Source organism: Bradyrhizobium sp. UFLA05-89, from assembly GCF_059803475.1.
In genome coordinates this window covers 1-26,574 of the sequence record NZ_JBANBA010000127.1, presented here as the reverse complement: position 1 = coordinate 26,574, position 26,574 = coordinate 1, and the positions used below count along the sequence as shown (strand labels likewise).

The window sequence follows — 26,574 nt, the reverse complement described above, 5'->3', positions numbered from 1 at the left end:
GTCTCCAGGTTGAATGGATTCAGCAACCTCAGTCTGGCCTCAGACCCGGTCGCTATCCACTCCCTATGGAATCTTCGTCGCAAGCGCTCCTCGCAATGACGGGATCGAGGCCGCATCCCGCTCACCCGTGAGCGCTCGCGCGACGACGTCAAACCGCCTGCCACGCCAAACCTCAAAGCGCTGACCAGGTCCCTCAATGTGTCGCGTCAAGCGGACCGGAACCGACCCGTGTTTCGCGTGAGACAGCGAACCCACTGGAACAAGCGATAGTTCTACAATGAAGAACTAGCGCTACTTTCCGATACAGAATTTTTGGAAAATGGCCCCGAGGACGTCCTCGACGTCAACCCGCCCCAGCAGCCGGCCCAGCGCGTAAGCGGCAGCGCGAAGTTCCTCAGCGGCGAGCTCCTCGCCTTCGCCGAGGAGATCGAGGCTCCGCTCCAACGAGCCGCCGGCCTGGCTCAACAAGTCGCGCTGCCGGGCACGGGTCACCAGCGCGCCCTCGCTCGATCCGAAGAACTCGACGGCGAACTCGACCAGCGCGGCGATCAGCTCGGGCAGGCCGTCACCGCGCCGCGCCGAGATCGCAAACGTTCGCGCGCGCGGGTCAGGCCCCTTAGCCTTCTTCGCCTCCGACCTCAAGGCCGCGCTCGAGGTCTCCCTCAAGGTCTCCTGCAAAGTCTCTTCCAAGGCCTCTTGGCGAAGGTCGATCTTGTTGCGGACTGTCCAGACCGGCGCGGTTCCGGCCGGCCCGCCCTCCTCGCTGCGATCGACGTCCGCCAGCCACAGCACAAGATCGGCATCCGCCGCTCGCGCGCGGGCGCGACGCACGCCTTCCTGCTCGACGGGATCGTCGGTCTCACGAATGCCGGCGGTGTCGATGACGGTCACGGGATAGCCGTCGAGATCGAGCTGCACCTCGATCACGTCGCGCGTCGTGCCGGCATGGGGCGAGACGATCGCGACCTCGCGCCGCGCAAGCTGATTGATCAGCGTCGACTTGCCGACGTTCGGCGGGCCGGCGATCGCGACCACGAGGCCATCGCGCAGACGTTCTGCCTTGCCCTGCGCCGCAAGCACTTTTGCGATCTCGTCATATAGCGCTTTGATCTTCGCGCGCGCCGGCGTCAGCAATTCCGCTGACACGTCGCCTTCATCGGAGAAGTCGATGCCGGCCTCGATCAGCGCGGAGGCCTCGATGATTCGCTCGCGCCAGTCGCGCGCGCGTTCGCCAAGCAATCCCTGCAATTGCCGCAGCGCCTGGCGACGCTGCCGGTCGGTGTCGGCGTGGATGAGATCGTCGAGGCCTTCGGCCTCGGTGAGATCGAGCTTGCCGTTCTCGAAGGCGCGGCGGGTGAACTCGCCGGGATCGGCGGCCCGCACATTTGGAATATCGGAAATAGCTGCGAACAGCGCCGAGAGCACCGCGCGACCACCATGGACGTGGAATTCGGCGACGTCCTCGCCGGTCGCGCTCGCGGGCCCCGGAAACCAGAGCACCACGGCATCATCGATCGCCTGGCCGCCTGCATCCCGCAGCAACACGTGATGCGCAAGCCGCGGCCGCGGCAACGCTCCCGCCAGCCTCGTGACGACCTGGCTCGCGTTTGTGCCCGAGACGCGAACGATCGCGATGGCGCTCGGTGGCCGCCCTGACGACAGCGCGAAAATGGTCTGGTCCCGCGGATGCATGGCCTATTTGTCTGCGCGCCCGCCAAAACGCAAATCGCGATTTCTGCGTCTCTTCGCGAGCCGGAAGGACGTTCCTTGCGCAGTAAATGCTGCGCATTGCGTCGCAATATAAAGCGCAGCATTTTGCTGCATGTTTTTGGTTCCAGACAACTCGGAACTACCAAAAATAGAAATATTATGTAGCTATATCAATAGCTTAATTCATCTTGAGCGCGGCAAACCGGATTCAAATTTTGCTGCGCCATCGTGCAGCAAAGCCGCAGCATAAACGCAAAAGGGCGCCCGAAAGGCGCCCTCCGCGAAAATTGCAGCAAACCAGCTCAGGTGTTCATCGAATCGAAGAACTCGGCATTGCTCTTGGTCGAGCGCAGCTTGTCGAGCAGGAAGTCGATCGCGTCCATCGTGCCCATCGGGTTGAGGATGCGGCGGAGCACGTACATCTTCTTGAGCACCTGCGGATCGGTGATGAGCTCCTCCTTGCGGGTGCCCGAGCGCGAGATGTCGATCGCCGGGAAGGTGCGCTTGTCCGAGACCTTACGGTCGAGGATCAGCTCCGAGTTACCGGTGCCCTTGAACTCTTCGAAGATGACTTCGTCCATGCGGCTGCCGGTATCGACCAGCGCGGTCGCGATGATGGTCAGCGAGCCACCCTCCTCGATGTTGCGGGCGGCACCGAAGAAGCGCTTCGGGCGCTGCAGCGCGTTGGCGTCGACACCGCCGGTCAGCACCTTGCCGGATGATGGCACCACGGTGTTGTAGGCGCGGCCCAGACGCGTGATCGAATCGAGCAGGATCACGACGTCGCGGCCATGCTCGACCAGGCGCTTTGCTTTCTCGATCACCATCTCGGCGACCTGGACGTGACGCACGGCCGGCTCGTCGAAGGTCGACGAGACGACCTCGCCCTTTACCGAGCGCTGCATGTCCGTGACTTCCTCCGGACGCTCGTCGATCAGAAGCACGATCAGGTAGCAGTCCGGATGATTTGCTGTGATCGAGTGCGCGATGTTCTGCATCAGCACGGTTTTACCGGTGCGCGGCGGCGCCACGATCAGTGCGCGCTGGCCCTTGCCGATGGGAGCAACGATGTCGATCACGCGCGCAGAGAGATCCTTCCGCGTCGGATCGTCGATCTCCATGCGGAAACGCTGATTGGGAAACAGCGGCGTGAGGTTGTCGAAATTGACCTTGTGCTTGGCCTTTTCCGGGTCCTCGAAATTCAGCGTGTTGACCTTGAGCAGCGCGAAATAGCGCTCGCCCTCTTTCGGGCTGCGGATATGGCCCTCGATGGTATCGCCGGTGCGCAGACCGAAGCGGCGGATCTGCGACGGCGAGACGTAGATGTCGTCCGGGCCCGGCAGATAATTGGCGTCCGGCGAGCGCAGGAAGCCGAAGCCGTCGGAGAGCACCTCGACGACGCCCTCGCCGACGATGTCGGTCTCTGCGAGCGAAAGCTGCTTGAGGATGGCGAACAACAGCTCCTGCTTGCGCATGGTGCTGGCATTCTCGACCCCATTCTCTTCCGCGAACGAGACGAGCTCGGCCGGGGTTTTGGACTTGAGGTCTTGGAGTTTGATTTCCCGCATTGGGGTGGTCCTGTGGGGTAACCTTGGAAGGGGGGTGCGAGGAGGCTTCGAAAATGCGGACGTGAGCAGGTAAGGTCCGCAGGTCTAGCAAGGTGAGTGCCGGTGGGGCTTCAAACCTGATGCGGCGCCCGGCTTTCGAAGAAGCTCGGACACAACCACATCCGCCTGCGTTGGGTGGGGATGGCCACAATATAGAAAATCGCTTGGCCCTCCGCAAGCCGAAGCGCTGAGCGGCGCCCCTCGAACTTTGCCTAGAACGGCTTCACGATCACCATGATCACGATGAAGATCATCAGGACCGTGGGCACCTCATTGATAATACGGTAGAATTTCTGGGTCCGCGGACGCCGGTCGGCAGCGAAATCCTTGCAGTAGCGGGAAAAAAAGCCGTGGACCGCGGACAGCGCCAGCACCAATGCCAGTTTTACGTGCAACCAGGGCGAGGTGAACCAATGGCCGGACCACGCGAGATAGAGCCCGGCGAGCCAAGTCACGATCATCGCGGGGTTGATGATCGCCTTGAGCAGCCGGCGTTCCATCACCTTGAAGGTTTCTGACTGCCTTGAACCGATCTCGGCCTCGCAGTGATAGACGAACAGCCGTGGCAGATAGAGCATGCCGGCCATCCAGGAGATGACGGCGATCACGTGCAGCGCCTTGATCCAGGGGTAGAGTTCGTCGAGCATTTCCAAAGTCCGAATTCGCGCCCAGCGCGGGGGTGGCTGGGGATAGTAAGAACTCGTTAAGTTCTTCCAGCGCACACATATCCGTCCGTAGCGCCCTTCTCAAATCTAGAATCTTAGATTCTTAAGGTTTGAGTCTGAATGACGGTGGATTGGACTCACGCAATGCTGTCAGGTCTTTTGCGGGTGCTTGTACACATCCATCAACATGCCCGGCGCGCTTCCAGCGAACGCGGATAATTCATCCATCTTCAAAGGCTTGTGAGAAATTATCGGCAGCTTATGAAAAGGCTTGCCGGTGCTGTCCCGCTTCCCCTTCGCCCTGTCCCAGAACTTGTCCTTCCGGGCAGCGATGTGAAGAAACTTGGCCGTTATCCCGTACGTCCTGTCGCACAACCCTTTCCGAGGGGTTAAGCTCCACAGAAATTCACAAACCACCCAACCGTCATCCCAAGCCCTCAATCGAAGAGTTTTCGTGCCGACCTCCAATTATTTCCATCTCCACCTGGTTTCCGACTCCACCGGTGAGACCCTGATCACCGTGGCGCGCGCGGTCGCTGCGCAATACGCCAACGTCACGCCGGTCGAGCATGTCTATCCGCTGGTGCGCAGCCAGAAGCAGCTCGATCGCGTGCTCGACGAGATCGAGGAGGCGCCGGGGATCGTGCTGTTCACGCTGCTGGAGAAGGATCTGGTCTCCCGGCTCGAGGGCAAGTGCAAGGAGATCAATGTTCCGAGCCTGTCGATCATCGGCCCGGTGATGCAGTTGTTCGAGGCTTATCTCGGCGCGGCAACAACGGGTCGTGTCGGCGCCCAGCACGTGCTCAACGCGGAATATTTCAAGCGCATCGATGCCCTGAACTACACGATGATGCATGACGACGGTCAGCACGTCGACGGCCTGGAAGAAGCCGACGTCGTCCTCGTCGGCGTGTCGCGAACCTCGAAGACGCCGACCTCGATCTATCTCGCCAATCGCGGCATCCGCACCGCCAACGTGCCGCTGGTGCCGGGCATTCCTGTGCCGGCGCAATTGGAGACGTTGACCCGGCCGTTGGTGGTGAGCCTGCACGCGACGCCGGAGCGGCTGATCCAGGTCCGCCAGAACCGCCTTTTGACCATGGGCGCCGATGCCAGCAGCGACACCTATATCGACAAGCAGGCGGTGGCAGATGAAGTCGCCTTCGCACGAAAGCTCAGCGCCAAGCACAATTGGCCGTTGCTCGAGGTGACGCGCCGCTCGATCGAGGAAACGGCGGCTGCGATCATGAAGCTCTATACGGACCGGCAACGCAACCGGCCTTTGGAATGAGTTTTTTGCGATGACGCTCTGGCGCGGCAAATCTACGTTGATCCTGGCGTCGCAAAGTAACGCGCGAAAAATGCTGCTGGCGAATGCGGGCCTCGCGTTCGAAGCAAGACCTGCCGATATCGACGAGCGCGGCGTTCAGGAAGCCTCGAAGCTGTCGAGCCCGCGTGAGGTTGCGCTGCTCCTGGCGCGAGAAAAAGCGAAGGCGGTATCTGCTCGATGTACCGGCTGTTACGTCGTCGGCGCCGACCAGACCTTGGCGTTCGGCGAGCAGCTGTTCACAAAGCCATCAGGCCGGGCTCAGGCAATGGCGCAACTGCGCGATCTCGCCGGCCGCACGCATGAGCTGCACTCCGCGGTTGCCGTGGCGCGTGACGACGCTGTGCTGTTCGAGGATGTTTCGGTCGCTCGCATGACCATGCGACAAATGACTGAGGCTGAGCTCTCCACCTATCTTGACGCCGCCGGCGATACTGTCACCACCAGCGTCGGCGCCTATCAGCTCGAAAGCCTCGGAGTTCATCTGTTCGAGAAGATCGAGGGCGATCACTTCACCATTCTCGGCCTGCCGCTGTTGCCGCTGCTTGCGTTCCTGCGGCGCGAGAGTCTAGTTGCGGTGTGAACCGACAAAAGCGCAATGAGATGGGGATGAAACGCCATCGCGCTTTAGATTATTGTTTGCGCATGATCTTTCCGGAAAACCGCGTCACACTTTTCCGGATCATGCTTTGATGGCTGCGACCTGATGCTGATCCTCGGACTGACCGGCTCGATCGGGATGGGCAAATCCACCACCGCGAAACTGTTCGCGGAGGCTGGCGTCCCCGTCTACGACGCCGATGCCGGCGTCCATCAGCTCTATGAGGGCGAGGCGGCTCCCGCGATCGAAGCTGCCTTTCCCGGCACCACAGGAAACGGCAAGGTCGATCGTGCAAAGCTGTCGGCCCGTGTGGTCGGAGATGCCGCGGCGATGCAGCAGCTCGAGCAGATCGTCCATCCGATGCTCGGTGCTTCGCGCGCGAGGTTTTTCGCGGAGGCCGAGGCCAGCAAGGCGCCCGTTGTGGTGCTCGACATTCCGCTGCTGTTCGAGACCGGCGGCGAGAAGCGCGTCGATGCGGTCGTGGTGGTGACGACGTCGCCGGAACTTCAGCGCGAGCGCGTGCTGGCGCGCGGCACCATGGATGCCGAAAAGCTCGACGCCATCATTGCCAAGCAGTTGCCCGATGCCGAGAAGCGCAAGCGGGCCGATTTCGTGGTGGATACTTCCCACGGGCTCGATCCCGTGCGCGCGCAGATCAAGCACATCCTGGCCGAGGTCGTTAAGATGCCGCAGCGGCGAAGCTGATTCGCTCATCTGACCGGCACCTCAAGAATCATGCGCGAAATCGTTCTCGACACTGAAACCACCGGCCTTGATCCCCTGCGCGGCGACCGCCTGGTCGAGATCGGCTGCGTCGAGATCTTCAATCGCATGCCGACGGGACAGACCTTTCACCGCTACATCAATCCTGAAAGGGACATGCCGGCGGAAGCCTTTGCGGTGCACGGCCTGTCGAGCGAATTTCTCGCGGCCAAGCCGCTGTTTCACGAGATCGTCGACGAGTTCCTGGAATTCATCGGCGACGCACCGCTGGTGATCCACAACGCCTCGTTCGACATCAGTTTCATCAACGCCGAACTCGACCGCATCAAGCGCGCCGCGATCCCGCGCGAGCGGCTGGTCGACACGCTTTTGCTGGCGCGGCGCAAGCATCCCGGTGTGTCCAACAGGCTCGACGATCTCTGCTCGCGCTATGCGATCGACAATTCCCACCGCACCAAGCACGGCGCGCTGCTGGACTCCGAATTGCTCGCGGAAGTCTATGTCGATTTGATCGGCGCCCGGCAGTCGCAGCTCATCCTGGCGTCGGAGTCCGAGGAGATTCGCGTCGGCACGAATGGTGATGCGCCACGGCGGCAGCGACCGGCGCCGCTGGCCCCGCGCGTCAGCGAGGCCGAGCGCGAGGCCCACCGGGCCTTCATTGCGACGATGGGTGAAAAGGCGATCTGGAACGAGTATCTCGCCCAGCCGGCGGCAAGTCCGACTTGATCGGTGCTGTCTGGCTCTAGTCTTCAGTCTTCGTGCGGTCTTGGTGCGCCACGAAACCCTCATGGTGAGGAGCGCGAAGCGCGTCTCGAACCATGAGGCCCGGATCTCTCCCGCGGCCATCCTTCGAGACGCCCGCCTCCGGCGGGCTCCTCAGGATGAGGGGGAAGAGTGCGTGTGACGCAGTCGGATTGCTAGGCCTACAGCCTCAGCTTGGCTTGACCTGACCCTGGGCGGCCATTTGCCGCTCCATGTTCTGCCGGTAGAGACCGACGAAATCGACCGGATCCAGCATCAGCGGCGGGAACCCGCCGTCGCGCACGGCGGTGGCAATGATCTCGCGCGCGAACGGGAACAAGAGCCGCGGACATTCGATCATGACCAGCGGATGCAGGTTCTCCTGCGGCACGTTGACGATGCGGAACACCCCGGCATAGGCGAGCTCGAACGAGAACATCACCTTACCCGCGGTCTCGGCCTTGCCCTCGACCGACAGCACGACCTCGTACTCGTGTTCCGAGAGGTTGTTGGCGTTGACGTTGATCTGGATGTTGATCTGGGGCTGCTGGCTCTGCGGCTGAAGCGAGGCCGGCGCGTTCGGATTCTCGAACGACAGATCCTTGGTATATTGCGCCAGCACGTTGAGCTGCGGAGCCTGGCCTGCCTCGGGGGTGCCGTTTCCGTTGGTCATGAAAATGTCTCCTTACCCGAATGGGCCTGATATCGCGGCCGGTTGGCTAACATAGGCTCGCCTCGTTCCACAAGGACGAACGGCCCCGGATTCGGCCTCCTAACATCACCGAAAAGGGTGGCCCCTTACCCGTTCTGGCCCGACGGAGCACATCTTAAACGATTGAAGATGCGCGATTTCCAGTCAGGATCCGATTTCCCCTTAAGGATAAAACGCGCTACACTTCGCACTGTGCCAAAAGGCGCCATTGGCCGGACTAGATTTCGTGCCTACATCGCTTGGATCTGATGCGGACCTAAAAAGGTGATGTGGCTTTGCCGTTCCTGTATGGAACGGTTGACTGGCCGGACTGATTTTCCCGGCGAAGACCCTGAGCAGAGACCAGAGAGCGAACACGACGTGGACATCTACACCATCATCTTCCTAGCGCTGGCGGTCTTCATTTTCCTGCGCCTGCGCAGCGTGCTGGGGCAGCGGACCGGCAACGAACGGCCTCCGTTCGACCGCACCGCCCGCAATGCGCTGCAGGGTGCCCAGGACAAGAACGTCGTGACCATGCCGGGCAAGGTGATCGATCAGGCTCCGCTGGCGCCGACCGCCGACGTCACGCAGCCTGCCGACCGCTGGAAGGGCCTGACTGAGCCAGGCACTGCACTGGGCCAGGGGCTGGACGCGATCGTCGAGAAGGACTCGTCCTTCGACCCGCGCCACTTCCTGTCGGGCGCCCGCAGCGCCTATGAGATGATCGTGCTCGCCTTTGCCAATGGCGACCGCCGGTCGCTGCGCGACCTCCTGTCCTCGGAAGTGTTCGAGAGCTTCGACGCCGCGATCAAGGAGCGCGAGAAGAACGAGCAGAAGACCGAGACGCGCTTCGTCTCGATCGACAAGGCCGAGCTGGTCGGCGCCGAGATGCGCGACCGCACCGCGCAGCTCACCGTCCGCTTCGTTTCGCAGATGATTTCGGTCACGCGCGACAAGGGCAGCAACATCGTCGACGGCAACGCCGACAAGGTCGCCGACATCACCGATATCTGGACCTTCGCCCGCGACACCACCTCTCGCGATCCGAACTGGAAGCTGGTTGGCACCGGAAGCGCGCATTAAGTCAGCCCTGACAAATTGTGCGACGGCGCTGTGCGCAGGTGCCGTCGCGCTGTCGTCGTTTTCACTCGGCGCTGAAGCGGCGCGCCGTCATCATCACAGCCGCATCGCTCCCGAAATCGCCGCCCCACCACCGCGGGCCTTGCCCTACCCCCAGCTCGCGTTGCCGTTCGAAATTCCCGGCGCGCAATATTTCCCCCTCGCCTGGTCCGAGGTGGCCGGCTGGAACGATGACGATCATCTCGCGGCCTACAAGGCGTTTCGCGCGAGCTGCAAATCGATCGCCGCGCAGCAGCCGCCGGTCGTCGAGCCCAAAGCCATCGGCGGCTCGCTTGGCGAGCCGTGCCGGATCGCCAAATCGCTCGATCTTTCCGACGAGAGCAAAGCCAAAACGTTTTTCGAGGAGCATTTTTCGCCGCTGCGGATCTCGCGGCTCGGCGAGGCCGACGGTTTCGTGACCGGCTACTACGAGCCGGTGCTCGACGGCTCGCACGTCCAGACCGATGTCTACAACGTCCCGGTCTATCGCCGCCCCTCGAACCTGTTCGTGCGCGGCTTCAAGCAGGATGCGCTGAGCCTGCCCAACAAGGGCCCGGTGTACCGCAAGATCGGTCGCCGCAGGCTGGTGCCCTATTACGACCGCGGCGAGATCGAGGATGGCGCGATCGTCGGCCGCGGACTCGAGCTCGCCTGGCTCAAGGACCCGACCGACCTCCTGTTCGCGCAGATCCAGGGTTCGGCGCGGATCAAGTTCGACGACGGCTCGTCCATCCGGATCAACTACGACGCCTACAACGGCTATCCCTACACGGCGGTCGGGCGCATCCTGATCGAGCGCGGCATCATCCCGAAGGAGGAGATGTCGATGCAGAAGATCAGGGAGTGGATGGCGCAAAACCCCGACGGCGCCAAGGAGCTCCGCCGCCAGAATCGCTCCTACATCTTCTTCCGCCAGGTCAATCTGTCCGACAAGGACGAGGCCGTCGGCGCGCAGGGCATCCCGCTGACGGCCGGCCGCTCGATTGCGGTCGACAAATCGCTGCATGTCTATGGCACGCCGTTCTTCATCGAGGGCGAACTGCCGATCGACTCCGAGAAATCGAAGACGCCCTTCCATCGCCTGATGATCGCGCAGGACACGGGATCGGCCATCATCGGCCCCGCTCGCGCCGATCTCTATTTCGGCGCCGGCCAGGAAGCCGGCCGCGTCTCGGGACGGCTGCGCCACAACATGCATTTCGTGATGCTGGTGCCAAAAGGCCTCGATCCCGTTGCGCGCGGTTCGAGGCTGCCCCTGCCCGATCCGCGACCCTCGGAGAAGATCGCGAAGCTGTTTCCGCAAACTGAAACGGCGAAAGCCGTTGAATCCGGGAAAGCTGGTGCGGCGTCGACCACCGTGTCACAAGCCAAGGATGCCACCGTCGCGGTGGCGAGCCCCGTGCCACTGCCGGAGCCGCGTCCCAACATCAAGCCCGCCCGCGAGCAGCGCAAGCACGTGCGCCGTCATTCCAGCCCGCAATGAAGCGATCGTCCCGCCCGCCTGTCCTGGACCCGCCGCCCTCGCCTCGCCGCCGCGCGCTCAGCGAGGACGAGCGCGCGCTGTGGGACGCGGTTGCCAAGCAGGTCAAGCCGCTCCGCAAACCTCGCCTGACGAAGGCGGAGGCGGCGGCGCGCTCCGACGGTTTGCCGGCTGCGCCGGCGGCGAGGCATCCGGCGCCTGCAAGGCCCATTGCCCCCACGCCGGCTCCCCGCGTGGCAAAGTCGGCTGTGCCGCCTCTCGCGCCGCTCGGCAAGCGCGAGCGCACAAAGCTGTCGCGCGGCCGCAGCGAGATCGACGCGCGGCTTGATCTGCACGGCATGACCCAGATGCGCGCTCATCGCGCGCTCTCAGGCTTCATCCAGCGCGCCCATCACGACGGCCTCACCTTCGTGCTCGTCATCACCGGCAAGGGAAGGACCGGCGGCGAAAGCGGCGTGCTGCGCCGGCAGGTTCCGGAGTGGCTCAGCCTGCCCGAATTCCGCGCCTTCGTCGTTGGATTTGAAGAGGCTCATATCGGCCATGGCGGCGAAGGCGCGCTTTATGTGCGGATCAGGCGCGCGAGGTTTTAGAGAACTCGATTTGGTCGCGGGCTCGCTGCGACCTCTCCCGCTTGCGGGAGAGGTCGGCGCGAAGCGCCGGGTGAGGGCTCTCTCCACATCGGGGAGTGTCCCAATGCGGAAACACCCTCTCCCCAGCCCTCTCCCGCAAGCGGGAGAGGGAGTGCACCGTCGCGGCGGCAGGTGGCGCGTCCTTGCGTAGCCCTAAAAAGGCCGCACGATTCCGACGCGCGGGATCAAGGTGATGATCACACCGAAGATATTCGTCTTGCGGTCCTCGGTTGGAATCGAAAGCACTTCCTGCCTGGCCGGCAGCATCTTCACCGCGTGCAGGATCAGGAACATGCAGACCGCCCAGTTCGAGATCCAGCGCGAATAGTCGAACACCATCGCGAACATCACGACATAGGCGAGACTGACGCCGACAAGCCCTGCGATGACGAGACGCCGGTGCGTCGCATCGGCGAGCGCGTGGATCAGGCCCGCGAAATAACGCCAGAGTGGCATGTGCAGCCAGATCAGCAGCGCAAAGACGGGCACGCCGAGAATGTTGTGGGGCATACGGCCCCAGGTATCCGCAAGCTCCTTCGCCAGGGGCTGATACCAGATGTAGCTGAATTGCAGGAGATCGGTACGCGCAGGATCAGCCATCCGGCTCTTCAGATGGGCGACGAAATCGGTCTCTGGGACCGGCATCGTTCCCAAAAATTGCGCGGCGAAGAACAGCGTACTGACACAAAGCAGCGCCGCGAGCCCGAACGCGACGTTCGCGCGATTGGTGCCGTGCGCGACATAATGCCTGACGACGACGATCATGATGATCGTCGGCACATACATCAGGAGATGAATGTGGTGAATCAGGATCAGCACGATCGAGAACACCGCTGCCAGCGCAACATGGAGGATCGAGCGTGCCGGGATCAGCAGCAGCACGATCGCGAGCGCACAGCCGTAGATGTCGAAATGGCCGAGCGTATGCATGAAATTTTTCAGGAAGAACGGCGAGCCCGCGATGAACACGAACAGCGGCAGGGTCTTCTCGTTGAGACCGAAGACCTTGCGGAAAAGCTGAACGAACAGACAGAGCGTCACCAGCCACGTCGCCCCGCCAAGCGCAAACACCAGCCACACCGGGACCTTGGTCGTGAACAGCCCGACGATGGCGCCGATCAGCGCGCGCTTGATGAAGCCGAAATGATAGTCGACGAGCAGGTGGATGTAGGGGACGTAGGGCGGCAGCAGGATTTTATGGATGAACACGCCGGCGATCACGGCGGCGTTGATCGCGAGCAGCAGGCGCCAGGGGTTTTGCAGGATGCGTACGGTCACGCCGCACCCGAGCTGGGGAGAGCTTTCTCCGCCGTCGTTCCGGACAAGCGAGCGTAGCGAGCGCTGATCCGGGACCCATAACCACAGGAGGTTGTTTGAGCCGAGACTGGGGCCGCCATCTGTTTCAACAAGGACCGCTGGTGGTTATGGGTCCTGGCTTTCGCCAGGACGACAGCGGCATAATTAGCGCGACCGCCCGAAATTACAAAATAAACCGGCTTAGATCGGCGTTCTTGGCGAGGTCGCCGATGTGCTTCTGCACGAAGTCGGCGTCGATCCGGATGGTTTCGCCGTTGCGGTCGGGCGCGGTGAAGGAAATCTCGTCCAGCACCCGCTCCATCACGGTCTGAAGCCGCCGCGCGCCGATGTTCTCGACCGTCGAATTGACGGCGACCGCGATGTCGGCCAGCGCATCGATGGCGCCGTCGGTGATGTCGAGCATCACGCCCTCGGTCTGCATCAGCGCGACATATTGCTTGATCAGCGAGGCCTCGGGCTCGGTGAGGATGCGCCGCATGTCGTCGCGGGTCAGCGCCTGCAATTCGACGCGGATCGGCAGGCGGCCCTGCAATTCCGGCAAGAGGTCCGAGGGCTTGGCGACGTGGAAGGCGCCGGACGCGATGAACAGGATGTGGTCGGTCTTGACGGCACCGTGCTTGGTCGAGACGGTGGTGCCCTCGATCAGCGGCAGCAGGTCCCGCTGCACGCCTTCGCGCGAGACGTCGCCGCCGACGCGACCGTCGCGTGCGCAGATCTTGTCGATCTCGTCCAGGAACACGATGCCGTTGTTCTCGACCGCGCTGATCGCCTCCAGCGTGAGCTGGTCAGTGTCCAGGAGCTTGTCGGATTCCTCGTTGACGAGGATCTCGTGCGAGCCCTCGACCGTCAGTCGCCGCGTCTTGGTGCGGCCGCCGAGCTTGCCAAAGATGTCGCCGATCGAGATCGCGCCCATCTGTGAGCCCGGCATGCCCGGGATTTCGAACATCGGAAGACCGCCGCCGGTGGACTGCGTCTCGATCTCGATTTCCTTGTCGTTGAGCTCGCCGGCGCGCAGCTTCTTGCGGAAGGATTCCCGCGTCGCGGAGCTGGCATTGGCGCCGACGAGGGCGTCCAGCACGCGCTCCTCGGCGGCAAGCTGGGCGCGGGCCTGCACGTCCTTGCGCTTCTTCTCGCGCACCTGGGCGATGGCGACCTCGACGAGATCGCGCACGATCTGCTCGACGTCGCGGCCGACATAGCCGACCTCGGTGAATTTGGTGGCTTCAACTTTAAGGAACGGCGCGTTGGCGAGCTTGGCCAGCCGCCGCGCGATCTCGGTCTTGCCGACGCCGGTCGGGCCGATCATCAGGATGTTCTTCGGCAGTACCTCCTCGCGAAGCGAGCCGGTGAGCTGCTGGCGCCGCCAGCGGTTCCGCAGCGCGATCGAGACGGCGCGCTTGGCCTCGGACTGGCCAACGATGAAACGGTCGAGTTCGGAAACGATTTCGCGGGGAGAGAAGTCTGTCATGGGACCTTAGCTAGGGTCAGAAACCGGCCGGGACAAGTCGCATTTTGGTAGGGTCAGATGATCGGCGGACCGGATTGCCATTGTTTCACGGCCTCGATCGGATGGATCAGCATCAGAATATTGAGCGTCAGATTGTCGCGAATGTGGAGCGCCATCATGAGCTCGAAAGCGAGCCCGATCAGGACGATGATCGTGACCGGCAGAACGCGGGCCGTGAGGAAGCCGAGCACCATGAACAGCGTGTCAGAAACTGAGTTGACGATGCTGTCGCCGTAATAATCCAGCGAGATCGTGCCGGCGCGATAGCGCTCGATGATGAAGGGCGAATTCTCGACGATCTCCCAGCTGCCTTCGATCAGCATCGCGATCATCAGCCGTGCCGGCCAGGATAGTTGCAGCAACGGCAGGCGCGCGAACAGCAGCCAGGTCAATCCGTAGAACAGGAAGCCATGGAGGATGTGGGAGAAGCTGTACCAATCGGCGATGTGCTGGGAATTCTCCGAGCTGTTCACCACGCCGTGCCAGAGCTTGACATAGCCGCAGGTGCAGATCGGCACCCGGCCCATGGCAAGCAGAATCGAGGCCTGCAGCGCCAGCAGCAACAGCGCAATGCCGATCCAGTAGATCGGTGAAACCGCCGTCTTGATGGCGTGGGTTGGCGCTGAGGTCATGGATTGCGCATCATCAGCAACGACGGCCCGTCGGGTGTCTGCACCATGCCGACTGGCCCAAAACCCGCCTTTTCGTAGGCGCGCACGGCGCGAACGTTCAGCGGATCAGGATCGGTCACCATGCGCGGGAGCCCTTGCCGCAGCTTCTCATCGACGAACTGCCGGATAAACGACGAGCCATGCCCGCGTGTGATCATGTCGGCTTCACCGATGAAAAGGTCGATGCCACGTGTCCCCTCCGGCTGCGGCCCAAAGCCCGTATTCCACGCAGTCAGGCTGTAGCACTGAAGATAGCCGAACGGCTTGCCCTCGGCCAACACGATGAACTGGTCCATCGCGGGCTCAATGAGGTCACCGCTCACGAGGGCAAATTGCTCATCCGGATCGCCCCACCATTCCCGCACATGGGCCGCTTTCAGCCACCGCCGGATCAGCGGCAGGTCGGCCGCGATCATCGGGCGGAAGGTATAGGTAAGGGACATCTAGCAGCCCCATCGGTGGTGCGCCCCCTCTCCCGCTTGCGGGAGAGGGTTGGGGAGAGGGTGTCTCCGCTAGCAAGAGCCCCCAAGAGGCGAGAGCCCTCACCCGCGCCTTCGGCGCGACCTCTCCCGCAAGGGGGAGAGGTTAGACCGAGCCCGGAGCTGCGCTGTTCGTCCACAGATGGATCCTCTAGCCGCTCGACAGGCTTTCGATCGTCACGCTGCGGTTGGTGTAGACGCAGATATCGGCGGCGATGTCGAGCGAGCGGCGGACGATGGTCTCGGCGTCCTTGTCGGTGTCGAGCAGGGCGCGCGCTGCCGCCAGCGCATAGTTGCCGCCCGAGCCGATCGCCATCACGCCGGCCTCGGGCTCCAGCACGTCACCGGTCCCGGTCAGGACCAGGGAGACGTCCTTGTCGGCCACGATCATCATGGCCTCGAGCCGCCGCAGATACCGGTCGGTGCGCCAGTCCTTGGCAAGCTCGACCGCGGCCCGGGTCAGCTGCCCCGGATATTGCTCGAGTTTGGATTCCAACCGCTCAAAGAGTGTGAAGGCGTCGGCCGTGGCCCCGGCAAAGCCGCCGATCACGTCGCCCTTGCCGAGCTTGCGGACCTTTTTGGCGTTGGACTTGATCACGGTCTGGCCGATCGAGACCTGGCCGTCGCCGCCGACCACCACCCGGCCGCCCTTGCGAACCGTTACGATCGTCGTGCCGTGCCAGACCGAGCTGTTTTGCGGATCCTGCATGAAGTACCTCGTTGTCGGGCCTGATTTAGGCGGTCCGGCCCAAAGGCACAACCAGCGCACAACGGGCGCACAAAGGCCGCTCCGGGCCAATTCCGCTCACCATAGGCGGAAGTAGAGCCCTGCCCCGGCCATCCCGCAGTAGCGAAGGCGTCATTTGGCTGTTAAAAGACCGCCGTTTTCGGCCCGAACGAGCATGATCCGGAAAAGTGGGCACCGGTTTTCCGAGGAGATCATGCTCACACCTAAGAGTGAAAGCTCGCTTCAATGCGCACTGCGACGATCAAGCGCAAGACCAAGGAGACCGACATCGAGGTATCCGTGAACCTCGACGGATCCGGCGTGTCTGATATCGCGACCGGGATCGGTTTTTTCGACCATATGCTCGATCTCCTCGCCCGCCATTCCCGCATCGACCTCACGGTCAAGGCAGTGGGCGACCTGCACATTGATTATCACCATACGACCGAAGACACCGGCATCGCGCTCGGCCAGGCCGTCAAGCAGGCGCTCGGCAACATGGCGGGCATCACCCGCTATGCCAGCGTCCACATGCCCATGGACGAGACGCTGTCGCGCGTCGTCATCGACATCTCGGGCCGCCCGGTCCTGGTGTTCAAGGCCGACTTCCCCCGCGACAAGATCGGCGAGTTCGACACCGAGCTCGTGCGCGAATGGTTTCAGGCCTTCGCCATGAACGCCGGCGTGACTCTCCACGTAGAGACCCTATATGGCGAGAACAGCCACCATATCGCCGAATCCTGCTTCAAGGGTCTGGCGCGGGCGCTCCGCACCGCCGTGGCGATCGATCCGCGGGCGGCGGGCGAAGTGCCCTCCACCAAGGGCTCGCTCGGCGGCTGACAGCTCCGTCTCGCGGCGATGAGCGCCGCCGGCGGTATCAAATATCTTCTTAAGAACGGGGCATCCAACATGCCTGCCTACACAGTTCATGCTCCCGGCCCCAGCGGCGCGGACCTGCGCGCGACGGACAACTTCGTCTTCGTGCGCGACGGCTTTCATTTCTGGGCGATGGTCTTCGGCCCGTTCTGGCTATTGTGGCACCGGCTGTGGCTGGCGCTGCTCGGCTGGGTGATCTTCTTTGCAGCGTTCCAGGCTGGGCTTTCGAGCGTTGGCGCCGGCCGCTCCTCGATCTTCCTTGCAGATATCGTCCTGGCCCTCTTGATGGGCCTCGAGGCGTCGAGCCTGCGCCGCTGGACGTTGTCGCGCGGCAATTGGCGTCAGCTCGATGTCGTCATCGCCGACGATCACGACACTGCCGAGCGCCGCTTCTTCGAGCGCTGGAGCAAGACACAGCGCGGCATCGTCAATGATCAGTGGGCCGTCGATCGCGGCGGTCCACCGCCGACCCGGAGCGTCCCGGGGCAGCCATTCTCAAACCCGCCGCCGCTTCCATCCGGTGGCATTATCGGATTGTTTCCAGAACCGGGAGGGTCACGATGAGCGTCGCCATCATCGATTACGGTTCCGGCAATCTGCATTCTGCCGCAAAAGCCTTCGAGCGCGCCGCGCGCAGCATGGCGGACGGCCAGAAGGTCTTCGTGACGAGCGATCCGGATCAGGCCTACGGCGCCGATCGCCTGGTGCTGCCCGGCGTCGGCGCCTTCGCCGATTGCCGTCGTGGGCTTGATGCCGTCAACGGCATGGTCGAGGCGATCACTGAAGCGGTGCGCGTGAAGGCGCGGCCTTTCCTTGGCATCTGCGTCGGCATGCAGCTGATGGCGAGCCGAGGCAAGGAGCATGTCACGACGGACGGCTTGAACTGGATCGCGGGCGACGTCGAGAAGATCACGCCGCGCGACGAGAACCTGAAGATTCCGCATATGGGCTGGAACACGCTCGAGGTGTTGCGCGAGCACCCGGTGCTGGAAAAGCTGCCGCTCGGCCCGAAGGGCCAGCACGCCTATTTCGTGCACTCCTACCACCTCAATGCCGCCAACGAGGCGGACGTGCTCGCGCGCGCCGACTATGGCGGTCCGGTCACGGCGATCGTGGCCAGGGACACCGCGATCGGCACCCAGTTTCACCCCGAGAAGAGCCAGCGCTTCGGCCTCGCCCTGATCTCGAACTTTCTGAGATGGAAGCCGTGATCCTCTTCCCCGCTATCGACCTCAAGAACGGCCAGTGTGTGCGCCTGGAGCAAGGCGACATGGCGCGCGCCACGGTGTTCAACCTCGATCCTGCTGCTCAGGCTCAGAGCTTCGTCGCGCAGGGATTTGAATATCTCCACGTCGTCGATCTCGACGGCGCCTTCGCCGGCAAGCCGGTGAACGCGCAGGCCGTGGAGGCCATGCTGAAGACGCTTCAGATCCCGGTGCAGCTCGGCGGCGGCATTCGTGATCTCGCGACCGTCGAGGCCTGGCTCGCCAAGGGCATCACGCGCGTCATCATCGGCACGGCCGCCGTGCGCGACCCGGAGCTGGTGAAGAGCGCGGCGAAGAAATTCCCCGGCCGCGTCGCCGTGGGACTCGATGCCCGAGATGGCAAGGTTGCCGTCGAAGGCTGGGCCGAGACCTCAGAGGTGACTGTGCTGGAGATCGCGCAGCGTTTCGAGGATGCCGGCGTCGCCGCCATCATCTTCACCGACATCGCGCGCGATGGATTGCTGAAGGGCTTGAATCTCGATGCCACGATTGCGCTTGCCGACGCCATCTCCATCCCCGTGATCGCCTCCGGCGGCCTCGCCTCGATCGAGGACGTCAAGGCCATGCTGACGCCGCGGGCGAAAAAGCTTGCGGGTGCGATCGCCGGCCGTGCGCTCTATGACGGCAGGCTCGATCCCGCTTCTGCCCTCACCCTGATCCGCAACGCGCGCGCCTAAAGCGCGACGAAATCGGGATGAAGCTTCGTCGCGCTTTAGGTTTTTGCTTGAGCATGATCTTTTCGGAAAACCGCTTCGCACTTTTCCGGATCATGCTGTAGGAGACGACAGATGTTCAAGGTGCGCGTGATCCCCTGCCTCGACGTCAAGGACGGACGGGTCGTCAAGGGCGTCAACTTCGTCGACCTGCGCGATGCCGGCGATCCCGTCGAGGCGGCGATCGCCTATGACGCGGCCGGCGCCGACGAGCTCTGCTTTCTCGACATCACCGCGACCCACGAGAACCGCGGCATCATGCTGGACGTGGTCCGGCGTACCGCGGAAGCCTGCTTCATGCCGGTCACCGTCGGCGGCGGCGTGCGCAAGGTCGATGATATCAAGACGCTGCTGCGCTCGGGCGCCGACAAGGTCTCGATCAACAGCGCCGCGGTGTCGCGGCGCGAGTTCGTCAAGGAGGCCGCCGAAAAGTTCGGCGAGCAGTGCGTGGTGGTTGCGATCGACGCCAAGCGCGTCAAGCGCCCCGGCGGCTCCGATCGCTGGGAGATCTTTACGCATGGCGGGCGCAACTCGACCGGCATCGATGCCATCGAATATGCCCAGGAGGTGGTGTCGCTGGGTGCTGGTGAAATCTTGCTCACCTCGATGGACCGCGACGGCACCAGGCAGGGCTTTGACATCCCGCTGACCCGGGCGATCGCCGACAGCGTTCCCGTTCCCGTGATCGCCTCGGGCGGCGTCGGCAATCTCGATCATCTCGTCGACGGCATCCGCGACGGCCATGCGACCGCGGTGCTGGCGGCATCGATCTTCCACTTTGGGGAATTTACCATCCGCGAGGCCAAGGACCACATGGCCCGTCGCGGTCTGCCAATGCGGCTGGATGCCTGACGACTCCGCTTCGCAAAAATGCTACACAGGCAAGTCTGGACCGGCCGATGAGGCTGGCCATGTGTTTCTGAGTATTTCGTATGTCGCGTTTCACGATCCACGATCTGGCCGCAACCATCGAAGCCCGCGCTGCGGCTGGTGGCGAGGCGTCCTATACCCGCAAGCTCCTGGACAAGGGCGCGGAACATTGCGCGAAAAAGTTCGGCGAGGAAGCAGTCGAAACCGTAATCGCAGCAGTCGAAAACAATCGCGCGCATCTGATCGCTGAAAGCGCCGACCTGCTCTACCACTTCCTTGTGCTGCTCAAGGCGCGTGGCGTAAAGCTGGAAGAGGTCGAGGCGGCGCTGGACAAGCGCACTTCGATGTCGGGGTTGGAAGAGAAGGCAGCGCGCAAGAGCGAGTAGGGTTTTTATTCGAGCATGATCTTTACGGAAAACCGCTTCACACTTTTCCGGATCGTGCTCTAGTGGAGAAGCGGCGTCATGGATATCCGCGCACCCGAGCAGATCTATAATCCCTACCGCGTCTATACGCGCGAACAATGGGCGCGATTGCGCGACGATACGCCGATGACGCTGGAGCCGGGCGAGTTCGACCGCCTGCGCTCGCTGCACGACCGCCTCGACCTTCAGGAGGTCGAGGACATCTATCTGCCGCTGTCGCGGCTGCTGTCGATCTATGTCGACGCCATGCAGCGCCTGTATTATTCGCAGCGCCAGTTCCTCAACATCCGCGATCGCAAGATGCCTTACATCATCGGCGTCGCGGGTTCCGTCGCGGTCGGAAAGTCCACCACCGCTCGCGTGCTTCAGGCCTTGCTCGCGCGCTGGTCGCCGCGGCCGAAGGTCGACCTGATCACGACGGACGGTTTTCTCTATCCCCTTGCGGTGCTGGAACGGCAGGGCCTGGTGCAGAAAAAAGGTTTTCCGGAGAGCTATGACCTGCCGTTGCTGCTCAGCTTCCTCTCCGACATCAAGGCCGGCCGCCACCCCGTGCGCGCGCCGGTCTATTCGCATCTGACCTACGACATCGTGCCGAACCAGTGGGTCGAGATCGACCAGCCGGATATTTTGATCGTCGAGGGCGTCAACGTGCTGCAGACCGGCAAGCTGCCGCGTGACGGCAAGGCGGTGCCGGTCGTGTCCGACTTCTTCGACTTCTCGGTTTATATCGACGCTGACGAAGCAGCGCTGCGGCAATGGTATGTGAAGCGCTTCCTGGCGCTCAGGGACACCGCGTTCACCGATCCCAGGTCCTACTTCCACCGCTATGCGCCGCTGTCGGACGAGGAAGCGACCGCCACCGCGCTCGCGATCTGGGAGCGTACCAACCTCGCCAATCTCGAGGACAACATTCTGCCCACCCGCCCCCGCGCGACGCTGATCCTGAAGAAGGGCGCCGACCACGTGGTGGAGACCGTGGCGCTGCGACGGCTGTAGCCGCGTTGTTGTAGGGTGGGCGAAGGCGCCCGCTTCGCGCGTCGTGCCCACCACTTCTGTTGTATGCGTGGAGAGATGGTGGGCACGGCGCAAGAGCGCCTTTGCCCACCCTACGGCTGCGTCGATTGTGGCTACACCTCCAGATGCCGTTCAGCCTTTTCGCGCCTGTCTCTGTCTGTCACGCGCGGCACGCACCTTGGCGCGGTTGCCGCAGACGCGCATTTCGCACCAGCGGCGGCGATTGTTCTTGGTGGTGTCGAAGAACAGCCAGCCGCATTCCTGGCCGGCGCAGCGCCTGGTGCGCAAGAGGTCCTTCTCCATCAAGAGCGTCAAGGCGGACAGCGTGATGGGGCCGAGGATCGCAGCCTCGATGTCGCGGCGCGGATCAAACACCCAGATGTAACTGCCCAGGCGCATCCTCATCTCGGCGTGGCGCAGGTATTCCGCGTGGGCGGCTGACAAGAGATCAAGAGACCTGGCCGGGACCGGCCGCTGCTCGGCGAGCGCGGTGCCGATCGTCCAGATCAGCTCGCGCAGCTCGAGGGCGCGCCCGAAGGCGTGGCGCGCCCGACGCGGATGGCCCGACAGCTGGGCACGGATGTAGGCGCAATCGGAGGGCGGCATGACGCGGGCGTGCTCGACCCACTGCATCAGCGTGTCGAAATCCCTCAGGTGCTCCTGGTGCGCGGCAGAGCCGCGTGCCGACGACGTGTTGGTGAAATCCCATGCCAGTTCGCCGCCGACGAGATCGAGACTGCCGGCGCGGGAGGGTGGGAGCACGATTTTGGTTCGCGGGATGGTGCTCATGTGTAACCATCAAATTGCACAAAAAGAGCTCGCCGCGGCGTGCCGTACCGCCCTGCCCCAGACGAAGCCGCGTTATCTCAGGCATTTTCGAAGCCCCGCGCAAGGCAAAAACTGTAACCATCTATCGATTATTGACTGGCGACGGGGTGCGTGACAGCCTGATACCTCTAAAACGATCTTTGGAGGTTACCATGACCTGTCGTCGCGGCGCTCTCCCCCTGCTCGTGTCCGTTCTCGCTCTTGCGGCTATGGACCCGTCTGCCGCGCAACTGGCCGGCAAGGACGTCAAGATCGGCATCGGCGGTCCCTTGACCACGACCTCGGCCGGTTTCGGTGTCGAGATGAAACAGGCGGCGGAACTCGCGGTCGACGAGCGCAACGCGGCGGGCGGCGTCGCCGGCGCCAAGGTCGTTGCGACGGCGATTGACGACAAGGCCGATCCCGAGATCGGAAAGACGGTCGCCAAGGCGTTTTGCGATGATCCGGCCATTTTGGGCGTGGTCGGCCACGTCAACAGTGGCGTCGCCATCGCCACCGGCCAGATCTATGCGGACTGCTCGCTTGCGGTGATCACGCCGATGGCGTCGAATCCGAAAGTGACGGAGAGCGGCTTTGCCACCATCTTCCGCCTGACCAATCGCGACGACCGGAAAGGGCCGGGGTTGGCACGCTACCTGATGGAGAAGCTGGGCAAGAAGCGCGCGCTCGTGGTCGACGACGGGACGTCCTATGGCGTCGGCCTCGCCGACCAGTTCGTTGCGGGCTTCGGCGCCGGCGGCACCGTGGTTGCGCGCAAATCGGTCAAGGTCGGCGAGAAGGATTTTGCCGATTTCGTCAAATCGTGGCCTCGGGATTTCGACGTGCTGTTCTTTGCCGGCATTCGCGAAGGCGCGCTGATCCTCAAGGAGATGCGTGCGCAGGGCCTGACCCAGCTATTCAGCTGCGGCGACGGATGCTGGGACACCAAGGCCTTCATCCAGGCCGCCGACGGCGCGGCGACGACGGCCGAAGGCGTTCGCATTCTCTCCGCTGCACCCGCCATCGGCACGGTGCCCGGCTCGTCCGAGTTCGGCGCCAAGTACACGGCGAAGTACGGCCCTATCAACAACTATGCCGCGAGCTCCTATGATTCAGCGCGAGTGTTGATGACCGCGATCGCCGAAGCGGCCAAGGCGAAGGAAGGCGCGCCAACGCGTGCCGACGTCGTAGCGGCGTTGCGAAAATTGACCTTCCAGGGCATCGCCTATGCGAGGCCGGTGCAATGGACCGAGAAGGGCGACAACAAATCGGCCGTCATCTTCGTCAACGTGGTCGAGGGCGACCATTTCAAGCAGGTCGACCAGATCGGCGAGTGAGGTTTTGCCGGGCCGCTGCGCGCGCCGATGAAAGTGCCTAGGCAAAGGCGCGCCCTTCGCGTGCCGTGCCCACCACTTCTGTTGCATTCGTGGGAGATGGTGGGCACGCTTCGCTTTGCCCACCCTACCGCGGCGTCGGTCGTGGCTACACCGCCACATGCCGTGACGCTGCGAGGCCGGCGAGCGCCTCCTCCAGCTTCTCGCGGTCGAGGGGCTTGATCAAAAATCCGTCCATGCCCGCTTCGAAACAGGCGTAGCGATCTTCCACCAGCGTGTTCGCGGTCAGCGCCAGGATCGGCGTGCGGCGGCCGTCCTCACCTGCTTCATGCGTGCGGATGCGCATGGCCGCTTCGATGCCGTCGAGCTGCGGCATCTGGATATCCATCAGCACGAGATCATACGGTGTGCCTGCGGATTTCGCAGCTAACCAGGATTCCAGCGCCGCTTCGCCATGGGTTGCGATCACGACGCGGTGCCCAAGCCGCGTCAGCAGGGATCGCATCAGCAGCGCGTTGATCTCGTTGTCCTCCGCGACCAGGATCGACAGACCCTTTGTCACTGCGGGCGGCGTCATGGATGCCTCGGCCGGTGGCTCCGGCGCGAGCTCGGGCGAGGCGACTTCCGGCGTCAGCGACAGGCGCCCGGCGAGCGAGGCGGCACGCAGCGGCTTCACCAGGTAGCCGGTGAATGCCGGCGAGAGCTGTTCGTGCCGCGTGGCGGGCGTGAGCAGCACCAGCCGTTGCGCGGCGTGACCGCGGGCCGCGTCGCCAAGCCGCGCCGCCACCTCCGGACCGAACGCGCGATCGATCAGCACGGCATGCCAGGAGCGCTCCGGCAGCAGCGCCAGTGCGGCGTCGACGTCCGAGACCGTGCAGGTCTGGCCGCCCCAGCGCTCCAGCCGCCGCGCGATCAGCGACGCCTCGATGCCTAGGGCGGCGATCAGCAGGATCGATTTGCCGGTGAGGTCGGGACTAGGAAACGTGGTTTGTCCCGTGCTGGCCTGGGCTGGTGCGAGCGGAGTCGAGACCTCAAAGGTCGAGCCCCTGCCCGGCTCGCTCTCCAGCGTGATCCGGCCGCCCATGCGCTTGACGATGCGCTCGCTGATCGCAAGGCCAAGGCCGGTGCCGCCATAGGTGCGCGCGACGCGCTCGTCGGCCTGCTCGAATTCGCGGAAGATGCGCGACTGCGCCTCGGGCGCGATCCCGATGCCGGTGTCGCGTACGAGAAAGCTGATCTCGTTCGGCCACAGGCCGGGCTCGACGATCAGCGCCACGCCGCCATGCGCGGTGAACTTGATGGCATTGCCTGCGAGATTGAGCAGCACCTGGCGCAGCCGCGGGGCATCGCCGACGACGTCGAGCGGCAGGCGCTCGTCGACATACGCCGCGATCTCGAGGTTTTTTGACTGCGCACGCGGCGCGAGCAGCTCGGTGATCTCCTCGATCAGGGTCGACAAGGCGAATGGACGCTGCTCGAGGTCGAGCTTGCCGGCCTCGATCTTGGAATAATCGAGCAGCTCCTCGATCAGCGCGGTCAGCGCCTCGCCCGAGGTTTTTACCGCCCTTGCATAGGTCGTCTGCTCCGGCGTCAGCGTGGTGTCGAGCAACAGGCTGCTCATGCCGATGATGCCGTTGAGCGGCGTGCGGATCTCGTGGCTGGCCATCGCCAGGAAGCGCGACTTGGCACGGTTGGCCGCATCGGCCTGGTCGCGGGCCTCGGAGAGCGCGCGTTCGCTCTCGGTGCGATCGGTGACGTCGCGGCCGACGCTCTGGAGCTCGGCCGGCTGGCCGGCATCCAGCCGCACGAAGCCCTCGCGCCAGGCGACCCAGCGTGCGCCGATCGGTGTTGCGATCCTCTGGTCGTGGATGCGCGTGCCATTGCTTTCGAGTGCGCTGTCGCCCTGCTCCAGCACGTCGAAATTAAAGCGCGTGCCGATCAACGCGCCGCGCGCCTGGCCGGCAAGCTCGCAATAGGCGTCGTTGGCAAAGGTGATTCGTCCGTGGTGGTCACGCAGGACGATTAGATCGCCTTGCGATTCAAAGAGGCTGCGCGCGCGCTCTTCAGCTTCCTTCAGCTCCCAATTGCGATCGACCAGCGCCTCGTTATGCGTCGCGAGCGTGCGCAGCCGCTTGTTGACGAAGCGCAGCCGCATGCTGAGCGTGGCAAGCCCAAGGCAGGCGAGGGCGAACAGGAAGCTCGCGCCGATCGCAAAGGCGTTGGGATCGTAGCCGGACTTCTCGGCCCGGCTGCCGGCGATGAAGCCGTAGGCGCCGCCGAACGTCGCCGAGAAGATCATGAAGGAGCGGATCGCGAAGGCGATCCTGGGATGGCGGCGCCTGAAGCGACGCATGCGCACTTTGATCCGGAACGACCGACCCATCGCCAACGATCCTGACCCTTCCTGAAAGAAATTCCTTTGCCCGCCCTCGGTGACGATGTGTCGTCCGACCTTGCGAACAGTTTGAGGTTTTGCGGCCGGCTCGAAACAGGGTTGATGAGACGTTAACGTCTCAGAGCGAGGCCGCCTGCAGGTGTCGATGCCCGCCGGCCGCGCCAACGATCAGCGCGGCGGCATCGCGGGTCGAGAACGTTCTCGACCGCACATAGATGCGATAGTCGGCCGGGCCCTCGCTGGAGAGATAGATCACCGGGGCATCGCTGCTCGGATGCGCGGAGATCGCGACGAGGCGCGTTGCCGCGCTCGATTGGCAGGCGTCCGTCTCCGAAGTTGGGGTGTCGTCGACCAGGACGAAGTCCGCAGCCTCCGGCGTCTCGGTGATCTGTACGCGGACGGTGGCGCGGGTAGGGTCGTCGGAGAAAGCAACGTGCAGGCCGGCGGTCCAGGGCACCGATGCGAGCTCGACCGGGGTCTCGCCGACGGCGATGCAGGGATGCGATGCTGATCCGGGGCCGCCGCGCGCCAGCATCGCCGCTGCCATCAAGGGAACAACCGAAGCCAGGATCTTGAAACGCAACATGACACTCTACTCACCAAGGACTCGCGCAAGGCCGGGAAAACGGCCGAGATGAACGCGTGGGCCTTATGGTTTGCAGAGCGTAAAGGAAACTCGTTACCGCCGGGTTGATACGGATGCGCGTTACGCCAACTGGCGTACATCCTCCGCGAGTGCGCGGTAGGAGAGCGCCTCGGCGAGATGCAGCCGGCCGATCGTCTCAGTGTTGTCGAGGTCGGCTAAAGCGGGATGGGGTTAGGTTGAATCGATTTGGGATTCCCAAATCAGCTTGCTTCTGATTCACCATGCTGGCTGG

27 protein-coding genes are annotated in these 26,574 nt (G+C 63.5%); 15 read left to right on the top strand and 12 right to left on the bottom strand.

Annotation, left to right across the window (positions count from 1 at the left end):
• Positions 1-291 precede the first annotated feature (291 nt).
• The 3 genes from mnmE to hemJ form a co-directional block, all read right to left on the bottom strand.
• Positions 292-1,692 (bottom strand): tRNA uridine-5-carboxymethylaminomethyl(34) synthesis GTPase MnmE, encoded by a 1,401-nt coding sequence (mnmE, locus tag SO139_RS39545; protein ID WP_449380315.1) that lies wholly within the window; start codon positions 1,690-1,692, stop codon positions 292-294.
• Between the two features lie 320 nt (positions 1,693-2,012).
• Positions 2,013-3,278 carry a transcription termination factor Rho gene (gene rho / locus SO139_RS39540; RefSeq protein ID WP_027525104.1) on the bottom strand — a complete coding sequence of 422 codons (1,266 nt, stop codon included), beginning with the start codon at positions 3,276-3,278 and terminating at the stop codon, positions 2,013-2,015.
• 251 nt (positions 3,279-3,529) lie between these two features.
• On the bottom strand, positions 3,530-3,964 hold the full coding sequence (gene hemJ, locus SO139_RS39535; protein WP_449380316.1) for a protoporphyrinogen oxidase HemJ: 435 nt from the start codon (positions 3,962-3,964) through the stop codon (positions 3,530-3,532).
• Between the two features lie 472 nt (positions 3,965-4,436).
• Between hemJ and SO139_RS39530 the strand changes: the two genes are divergently transcribed.
• From SO139_RS39530 to dnaQ, 4 genes are all read left to right on the top strand, one after another.
• Positions 4,437-5,273: a pyruvate, water dikinase regulatory protein gene (locus SO139_RS39530; protein ID WP_449380317.1), complete on the top strand. Its 837-nt coding sequence runs from the start codon at positions 4,437-4,439 to the stop codon at positions 5,271-5,273.
• A 10-nt stretch (positions 5,274-5,283) separates the two neighbouring features.
• On the top strand, positions 5,284-5,892 hold the full coding sequence (locus SO139_RS39525; RefSeq protein ID WP_449380318.1) for a Maf family protein: 609 nt from the start codon (positions 5,284-5,286) through the stop codon (positions 5,890-5,892).
• A gap of 123 nt (positions 5,893-6,015) precedes the next feature.
• On the top strand, positions 6,016-6,615 hold the full coding sequence (gene coaE / locus SO139_RS39520; protein WP_449380319.1) for a dephospho-CoA kinase: 600 nt from the start codon (positions 6,016-6,018) through the stop codon (positions 6,613-6,615).
• Between the two features lie 30 nt (positions 6,616-6,645).
• Entirely contained in the window at positions 6,646-7,359 is a 714-nt protein-coding gene (gene dnaQ, locus SO139_RS39515; RefSeq protein ID WP_449380320.1) for a DNA polymerase III subunit epsilon, read from the top strand.
• Positions 7,360-7,564: 205 nt separating this feature from the next.
• Here the strand turns inward: dnaQ and secB are convergent, their stop codons facing one another.
• Positions 7,565-8,047 (bottom strand): protein-export chaperone SecB, encoded by a 483-nt coding sequence (gene secB / locus SO139_RS39510; protein ID WP_449380321.1) that lies wholly within the window; start codon positions 8,045-8,047, stop codon positions 7,565-7,567.
• 399 nt (positions 8,048-8,446) lie between these two features.
• Here secB and SO139_RS39505 point away from each other — a divergent pair, with 399 nt between their 5' ends.
• The 3 genes from SO139_RS39505 to SO139_RS39495 are packed head-to-tail and all read left to right on the top strand — an operon-like array spanning position 8,447 to position 11,257.
• The gene (locus SO139_RS39505; protein ID WP_449380322.1) at positions 8,447-9,151 is read left to right on the top strand and encodes a Tim44/TimA family putative adaptor protein; all 705 of its coding nucleotides are present in this window, start codon (positions 8,447-8,449) and stop codon (positions 9,149-9,151) included.
• Positions 9,129-10,670, top strand: a complete 1,542-nt coding sequence (gene mltA, locus SO139_RS39500; protein ID WP_449380323.1) for a murein transglycosylase A — start codon at positions 9,129-9,131, stop codon at positions 10,668-10,670. The genes SO139_RS39505 and mltA overlap by 23 nt, the downstream gene beginning before the upstream one ends.
• The gene (locus tag SO139_RS39495; protein ID WP_449380324.1) at positions 10,667-11,257 is read left to right on the top strand and encodes a Smr/MutS family protein; all 591 of its coding nucleotides are present in this window, start codon (positions 10,667-10,669) and stop codon (positions 11,255-11,257) included. The genes mltA and SO139_RS39495 overlap by 4 nt, the downstream gene beginning before the upstream one ends.
• Before the next feature lie 192 nt (positions 11,258-11,449).
• Here the strand turns inward: SO139_RS39495 and SO139_RS39490 are convergent, their stop codons facing one another.
• From SO139_RS39490 to hslV, 5 genes are all read right to left on the bottom strand, one after another.
• Positions 11,450-12,574, bottom strand: coding sequence for a hypothetical protein (locus SO139_RS39490; RefSeq protein ID WP_449380325.1), 1,125 nt, complete (start codon positions 12,572-12,574; stop codon positions 11,450-11,452).
• 202 nt (positions 12,575-12,776) lie between these two features.
• The gene (gene hslU, locus SO139_RS39485; RefSeq protein ID WP_449380326.1) at positions 12,777-14,081 is read right to left on the bottom strand and encodes an ATP-dependent protease ATPase subunit HslU; all 1,305 of its coding nucleotides are present in this window, start codon (positions 14,079-14,081) and stop codon (positions 12,777-12,779) included.
• 53 nt (positions 14,082-14,134) lie between these two features.
• Complete coding sequence (locus SO139_RS39480) at positions 14,135-14,752, bottom strand: DUF2585 domain-containing protein (protein ID WP_449380327.1); 618 nt, start codon at positions 14,750-14,752, stop codon at positions 14,135-14,137.
• Positions 14,749-15,234, bottom strand: coding sequence for a GNAT family N-acetyltransferase (locus SO139_RS39475; protein ID WP_449380328.1), 486 nt, complete (start codon positions 15,232-15,234; stop codon positions 14,749-14,751). The genes SO139_RS39480 and SO139_RS39475 overlap by 4 nt, the downstream gene beginning before the upstream one ends.
• A 187-nt stretch (positions 15,235-15,421) precedes the next feature.
• Entirely contained in the window at positions 15,422-15,979 is a 558-nt protein-coding gene (hslV, locus tag SO139_RS39470) for an ATP-dependent protease subunit HslV (protein WP_449380329.1), read from the bottom strand.
• 264 nt (positions 15,980-16,243) lie between these two features.
• Here hslV and hisB point away from each other — a divergent pair, with 264 nt between their 5' ends.
• From hisB to coaA, 7 genes are all read left to right on the top strand, one after another.
• Positions 16,244-16,837: an imidazoleglycerol-phosphate dehydratase HisB gene (gene hisB, locus SO139_RS39465; RefSeq protein WP_449380330.1), complete on the top strand. Its 594-nt coding sequence runs from the start codon at positions 16,244-16,246 to the stop codon at positions 16,835-16,837.
• Between the two features lie 69 nt (positions 16,838-16,906).
• Positions 16,907-17,437: a DUF2628 domain-containing protein gene (locus SO139_RS39460; RefSeq protein ID WP_449380331.1), complete on the top strand. Its 531-nt coding sequence runs from the start codon at positions 16,907-16,909 to the stop codon at positions 17,435-17,437.
• On the top strand, positions 17,434-18,084 hold the full coding sequence (gene hisH / locus SO139_RS39455) for an imidazole glycerol phosphate synthase subunit HisH (protein WP_449380332.1): 651 nt from the start codon (positions 17,434-17,436) through the stop codon (positions 18,082-18,084). Before SO139_RS39460 ends, hisH begins: the two co-directional genes overlap by 4 nt.
• Positions 18,072-18,815 (top strand): 1-(5-phosphoribosyl)-5-[(5-phosphoribosylamino)methylideneamino]imidazole-4-carboxamide isomerase, encoded by a 744-nt coding sequence (gene hisA, locus SO139_RS39450; protein WP_449380333.1) that lies wholly within the window; start codon positions 18,072-18,074, stop codon positions 18,813-18,815. Before hisH ends, hisA begins: the two co-directional genes overlap by 13 nt.
• 111 nt (positions 18,816-18,926) lie before the next feature.
• A complete protein-coding gene (hisF, locus tag SO139_RS39445) occupies positions 18,927-19,703 on the top strand; it encodes an imidazole glycerol phosphate synthase subunit HisF (protein WP_027525124.1) in 777 nt (258 codons plus the stop codon).
• Between the two features lie 80 nt (positions 19,704-19,783).
• A complete protein-coding gene (locus SO139_RS39440) occupies positions 19,784-20,107 on the top strand; it encodes a phosphoribosyl-ATP diphosphatase (protein WP_449380334.1) in 324 nt (107 codons plus the stop codon).
• A gap of 78 nt (positions 20,108-20,185) precedes the next feature.
• Positions 20,186-21,142, top strand: coding sequence for a type I pantothenate kinase (gene coaA / locus SO139_RS39435; protein ID WP_449380335.1), 957 nt, complete (start codon positions 20,186-20,188; stop codon positions 21,140-21,142).
• Between the two features lie 150 nt (positions 21,143-21,292).
• Here the strand turns inward: coaA and SO139_RS39430 are convergent, their stop codons facing one another.
• Positions 21,293-21,949, bottom strand: coding sequence for a CGNR zinc finger domain-containing protein (locus SO139_RS39430; protein WP_449380336.1), 657 nt, complete (start codon positions 21,947-21,949; stop codon positions 21,293-21,295).
• Positions 21,950-22,140: 191 nt separating this feature from the next.
• Here SO139_RS39430 and SO139_RS39425 point away from each other — a divergent pair, with 191 nt between their 5' ends.
• Complete coding sequence (locus tag SO139_RS39425) at positions 22,141-23,304, top strand: branched-chain amino acid ABC transporter substrate-binding protein (RefSeq protein ID WP_449380337.1); 1,164 nt, start codon at positions 22,141-22,143, stop codon at positions 23,302-23,304.
• A gap of 145 nt (positions 23,305-23,449) precedes the next feature.
• On the opposite strand, the gene SO139_RS39420 is transcribed toward SO139_RS39425, so the two are convergent.
• Positions 23,450-25,684: a PAS domain-containing hybrid sensor histidine kinase/response regulator gene (locus SO139_RS39420; protein WP_449380338.1), complete on the bottom strand. Its 2,235-nt coding sequence runs from the start codon at positions 25,682-25,684 to the stop codon at positions 23,450-23,452.
• A 130-nt stretch (positions 25,685-25,814) separates the two neighbouring features.
• Positions 25,815-26,282 carry a hypothetical protein gene (locus SO139_RS39415; protein ID WP_449380339.1) on the bottom strand — a complete coding sequence of 156 codons (468 nt, stop codon included), beginning with the start codon at positions 26,280-26,282 and terminating at the stop codon, positions 25,815-25,817.
• Between the last annotated feature and the right edge of the window lie 292 nt (positions 26,283-26,574).

Excerpts from the sequence above, each read along its gene's own strand:
- secB (WP_449380321.1), bottom strand. The coding sequence starts at position 8,047 with ATGACCAACGGAAACGGCACCCCCGAGGCAGGCCAGGCTCCGCAGCTC.
- SO139_RS39440 (WP_449380334.1), top strand. The coding sequence starts at position 19,784 with ATGTCGCGTTTCACGATCCACGATCTGGCCGCAACCATCGAAGCCCGC.
- hisA (WP_449380333.1), top strand. The coding sequence starts at position 18,072 with ATGGAAGCCGTGATCCTCTTCCCCGCTATCGACCTCAAGAACGGCCAG.
- SO139_RS39495 (WP_449380324.1), top strand. The coding sequence starts at position 10,667 with ATGAAGCGATCGTCCCGCCCGCCTGTCCTGGACCCGCCGCCCTCGCCT.
- hemJ (WP_449380316.1), bottom strand. The coding sequence starts at position 3,964 with ATGCTCGACGAACTCTACCCCTGGATCAAGGCGCTGCACGTGATCGCC.
- hisB (WP_449380330.1), top strand. The coding sequence starts at position 16,244 with ATGCGCACTGCGACGATCAAGCGCAAGACCAAGGAGACCGACATCGAG.
- SO139_RS39430 (WP_449380336.1), bottom strand. The coding sequence starts at position 21,949 with ATGAGCACCATCCCGCGAACCAAAATCGTGCTCCCACCCTCCCGCGCC.
- hslU (WP_449380326.1), bottom strand. The coding sequence starts at position 14,081 with ATGACAGACTTCTCTCCCCGCGAAATCGTTTCCGAACTCGACCGTTTC.
- coaE (WP_449380319.1), top strand. The coding sequence starts at position 6,016 with ATGCTGATCCTCGGACTGACCGGCTCGATCGGGATGGGCAAATCCACC.
- SO139_RS39525 (WP_449380318.1), top strand. The coding sequence starts at position 5,284 with ATGACGCTCTGGCGCGGCAAATCTACGTTGATCCTGGCGTCGCAAAGT.
- coaA (WP_449380335.1), top strand. The coding sequence starts at position 20,186 with ATGGATATCCGCGCACCCGAGCAGATCTATAATCCCTACCGCGTCTAT.
- hslV (WP_449380329.1), bottom strand. The coding sequence starts at position 15,979 with ATGCAGGATCCGCAAAACAGCTCGGTCTGGCACGGCACGACGATCGTA.
- SO139_RS39425 (WP_449380337.1), top strand. The coding sequence starts at position 22,141 with ATGACCTGTCGTCGCGGCGCTCTCCCCCTGCTCGTGTCCGTTCTCGCT.
- SO139_RS39480 (WP_449380327.1), bottom strand. The coding sequence starts at position 14,752 with ATGACCTCAGCGCCAACCCACGCCATCAAGACGGCGGTTTCACCGATC.
- SO139_RS39475 (WP_449380328.1), bottom strand. The coding sequence starts at position 15,234 with ATGTCCCTTACCTATACCTTCCGCCCGATGATCGCGGCCGACCTGCCG.
- hisF (WP_027525124.1), top strand. The coding sequence starts at position 18,927 with ATGTTCAAGGTGCGCGTGATCCCCTGCCTCGACGTCAAGGACGGACGG.
- dnaQ (WP_449380320.1), top strand. The coding sequence starts at position 6,646 with ATGCGCGAAATCGTTCTCGACACTGAAACCACCGGCCTTGATCCCCTG.
- hisH (WP_449380332.1), top strand. The coding sequence starts at position 17,434 with ATGAGCGTCGCCATCATCGATTACGGTTCCGGCAATCTGCATTCTGCC.
- mnmE (WP_449380315.1), bottom strand. The coding sequence starts at position 1,692 with ATGCATCCGCGGGACCAGACCATTTTCGCGCTGTCGTCAGGGCGGCCA.
- SO139_RS39460 (WP_449380331.1), top strand. The coding sequence starts at position 16,907 with ATGCCTGCCTACACAGTTCATGCTCCCGGCCCCAGCGGCGCGGACCTG.
- rho (WP_027525104.1), bottom strand. The coding sequence starts at position 3,278 with ATGCGGGAAATCAAACTCCAAGACCTCAAGTCCAAAACCCCGGCCGAG.
- SO139_RS39420 (WP_449380338.1), bottom strand. The coding sequence starts at position 25,684 with ATGGGTCGGTCGTTCCGGATCAAAGTGCGCATGCGTCGCTTCAGGCGC.
- SO139_RS39415 (WP_449380339.1), bottom strand. The coding sequence starts at position 26,282 with ATGTTGCGTTTCAAGATCCTGGCTTCGGTTGTTCCCTTGATGGCAGCG.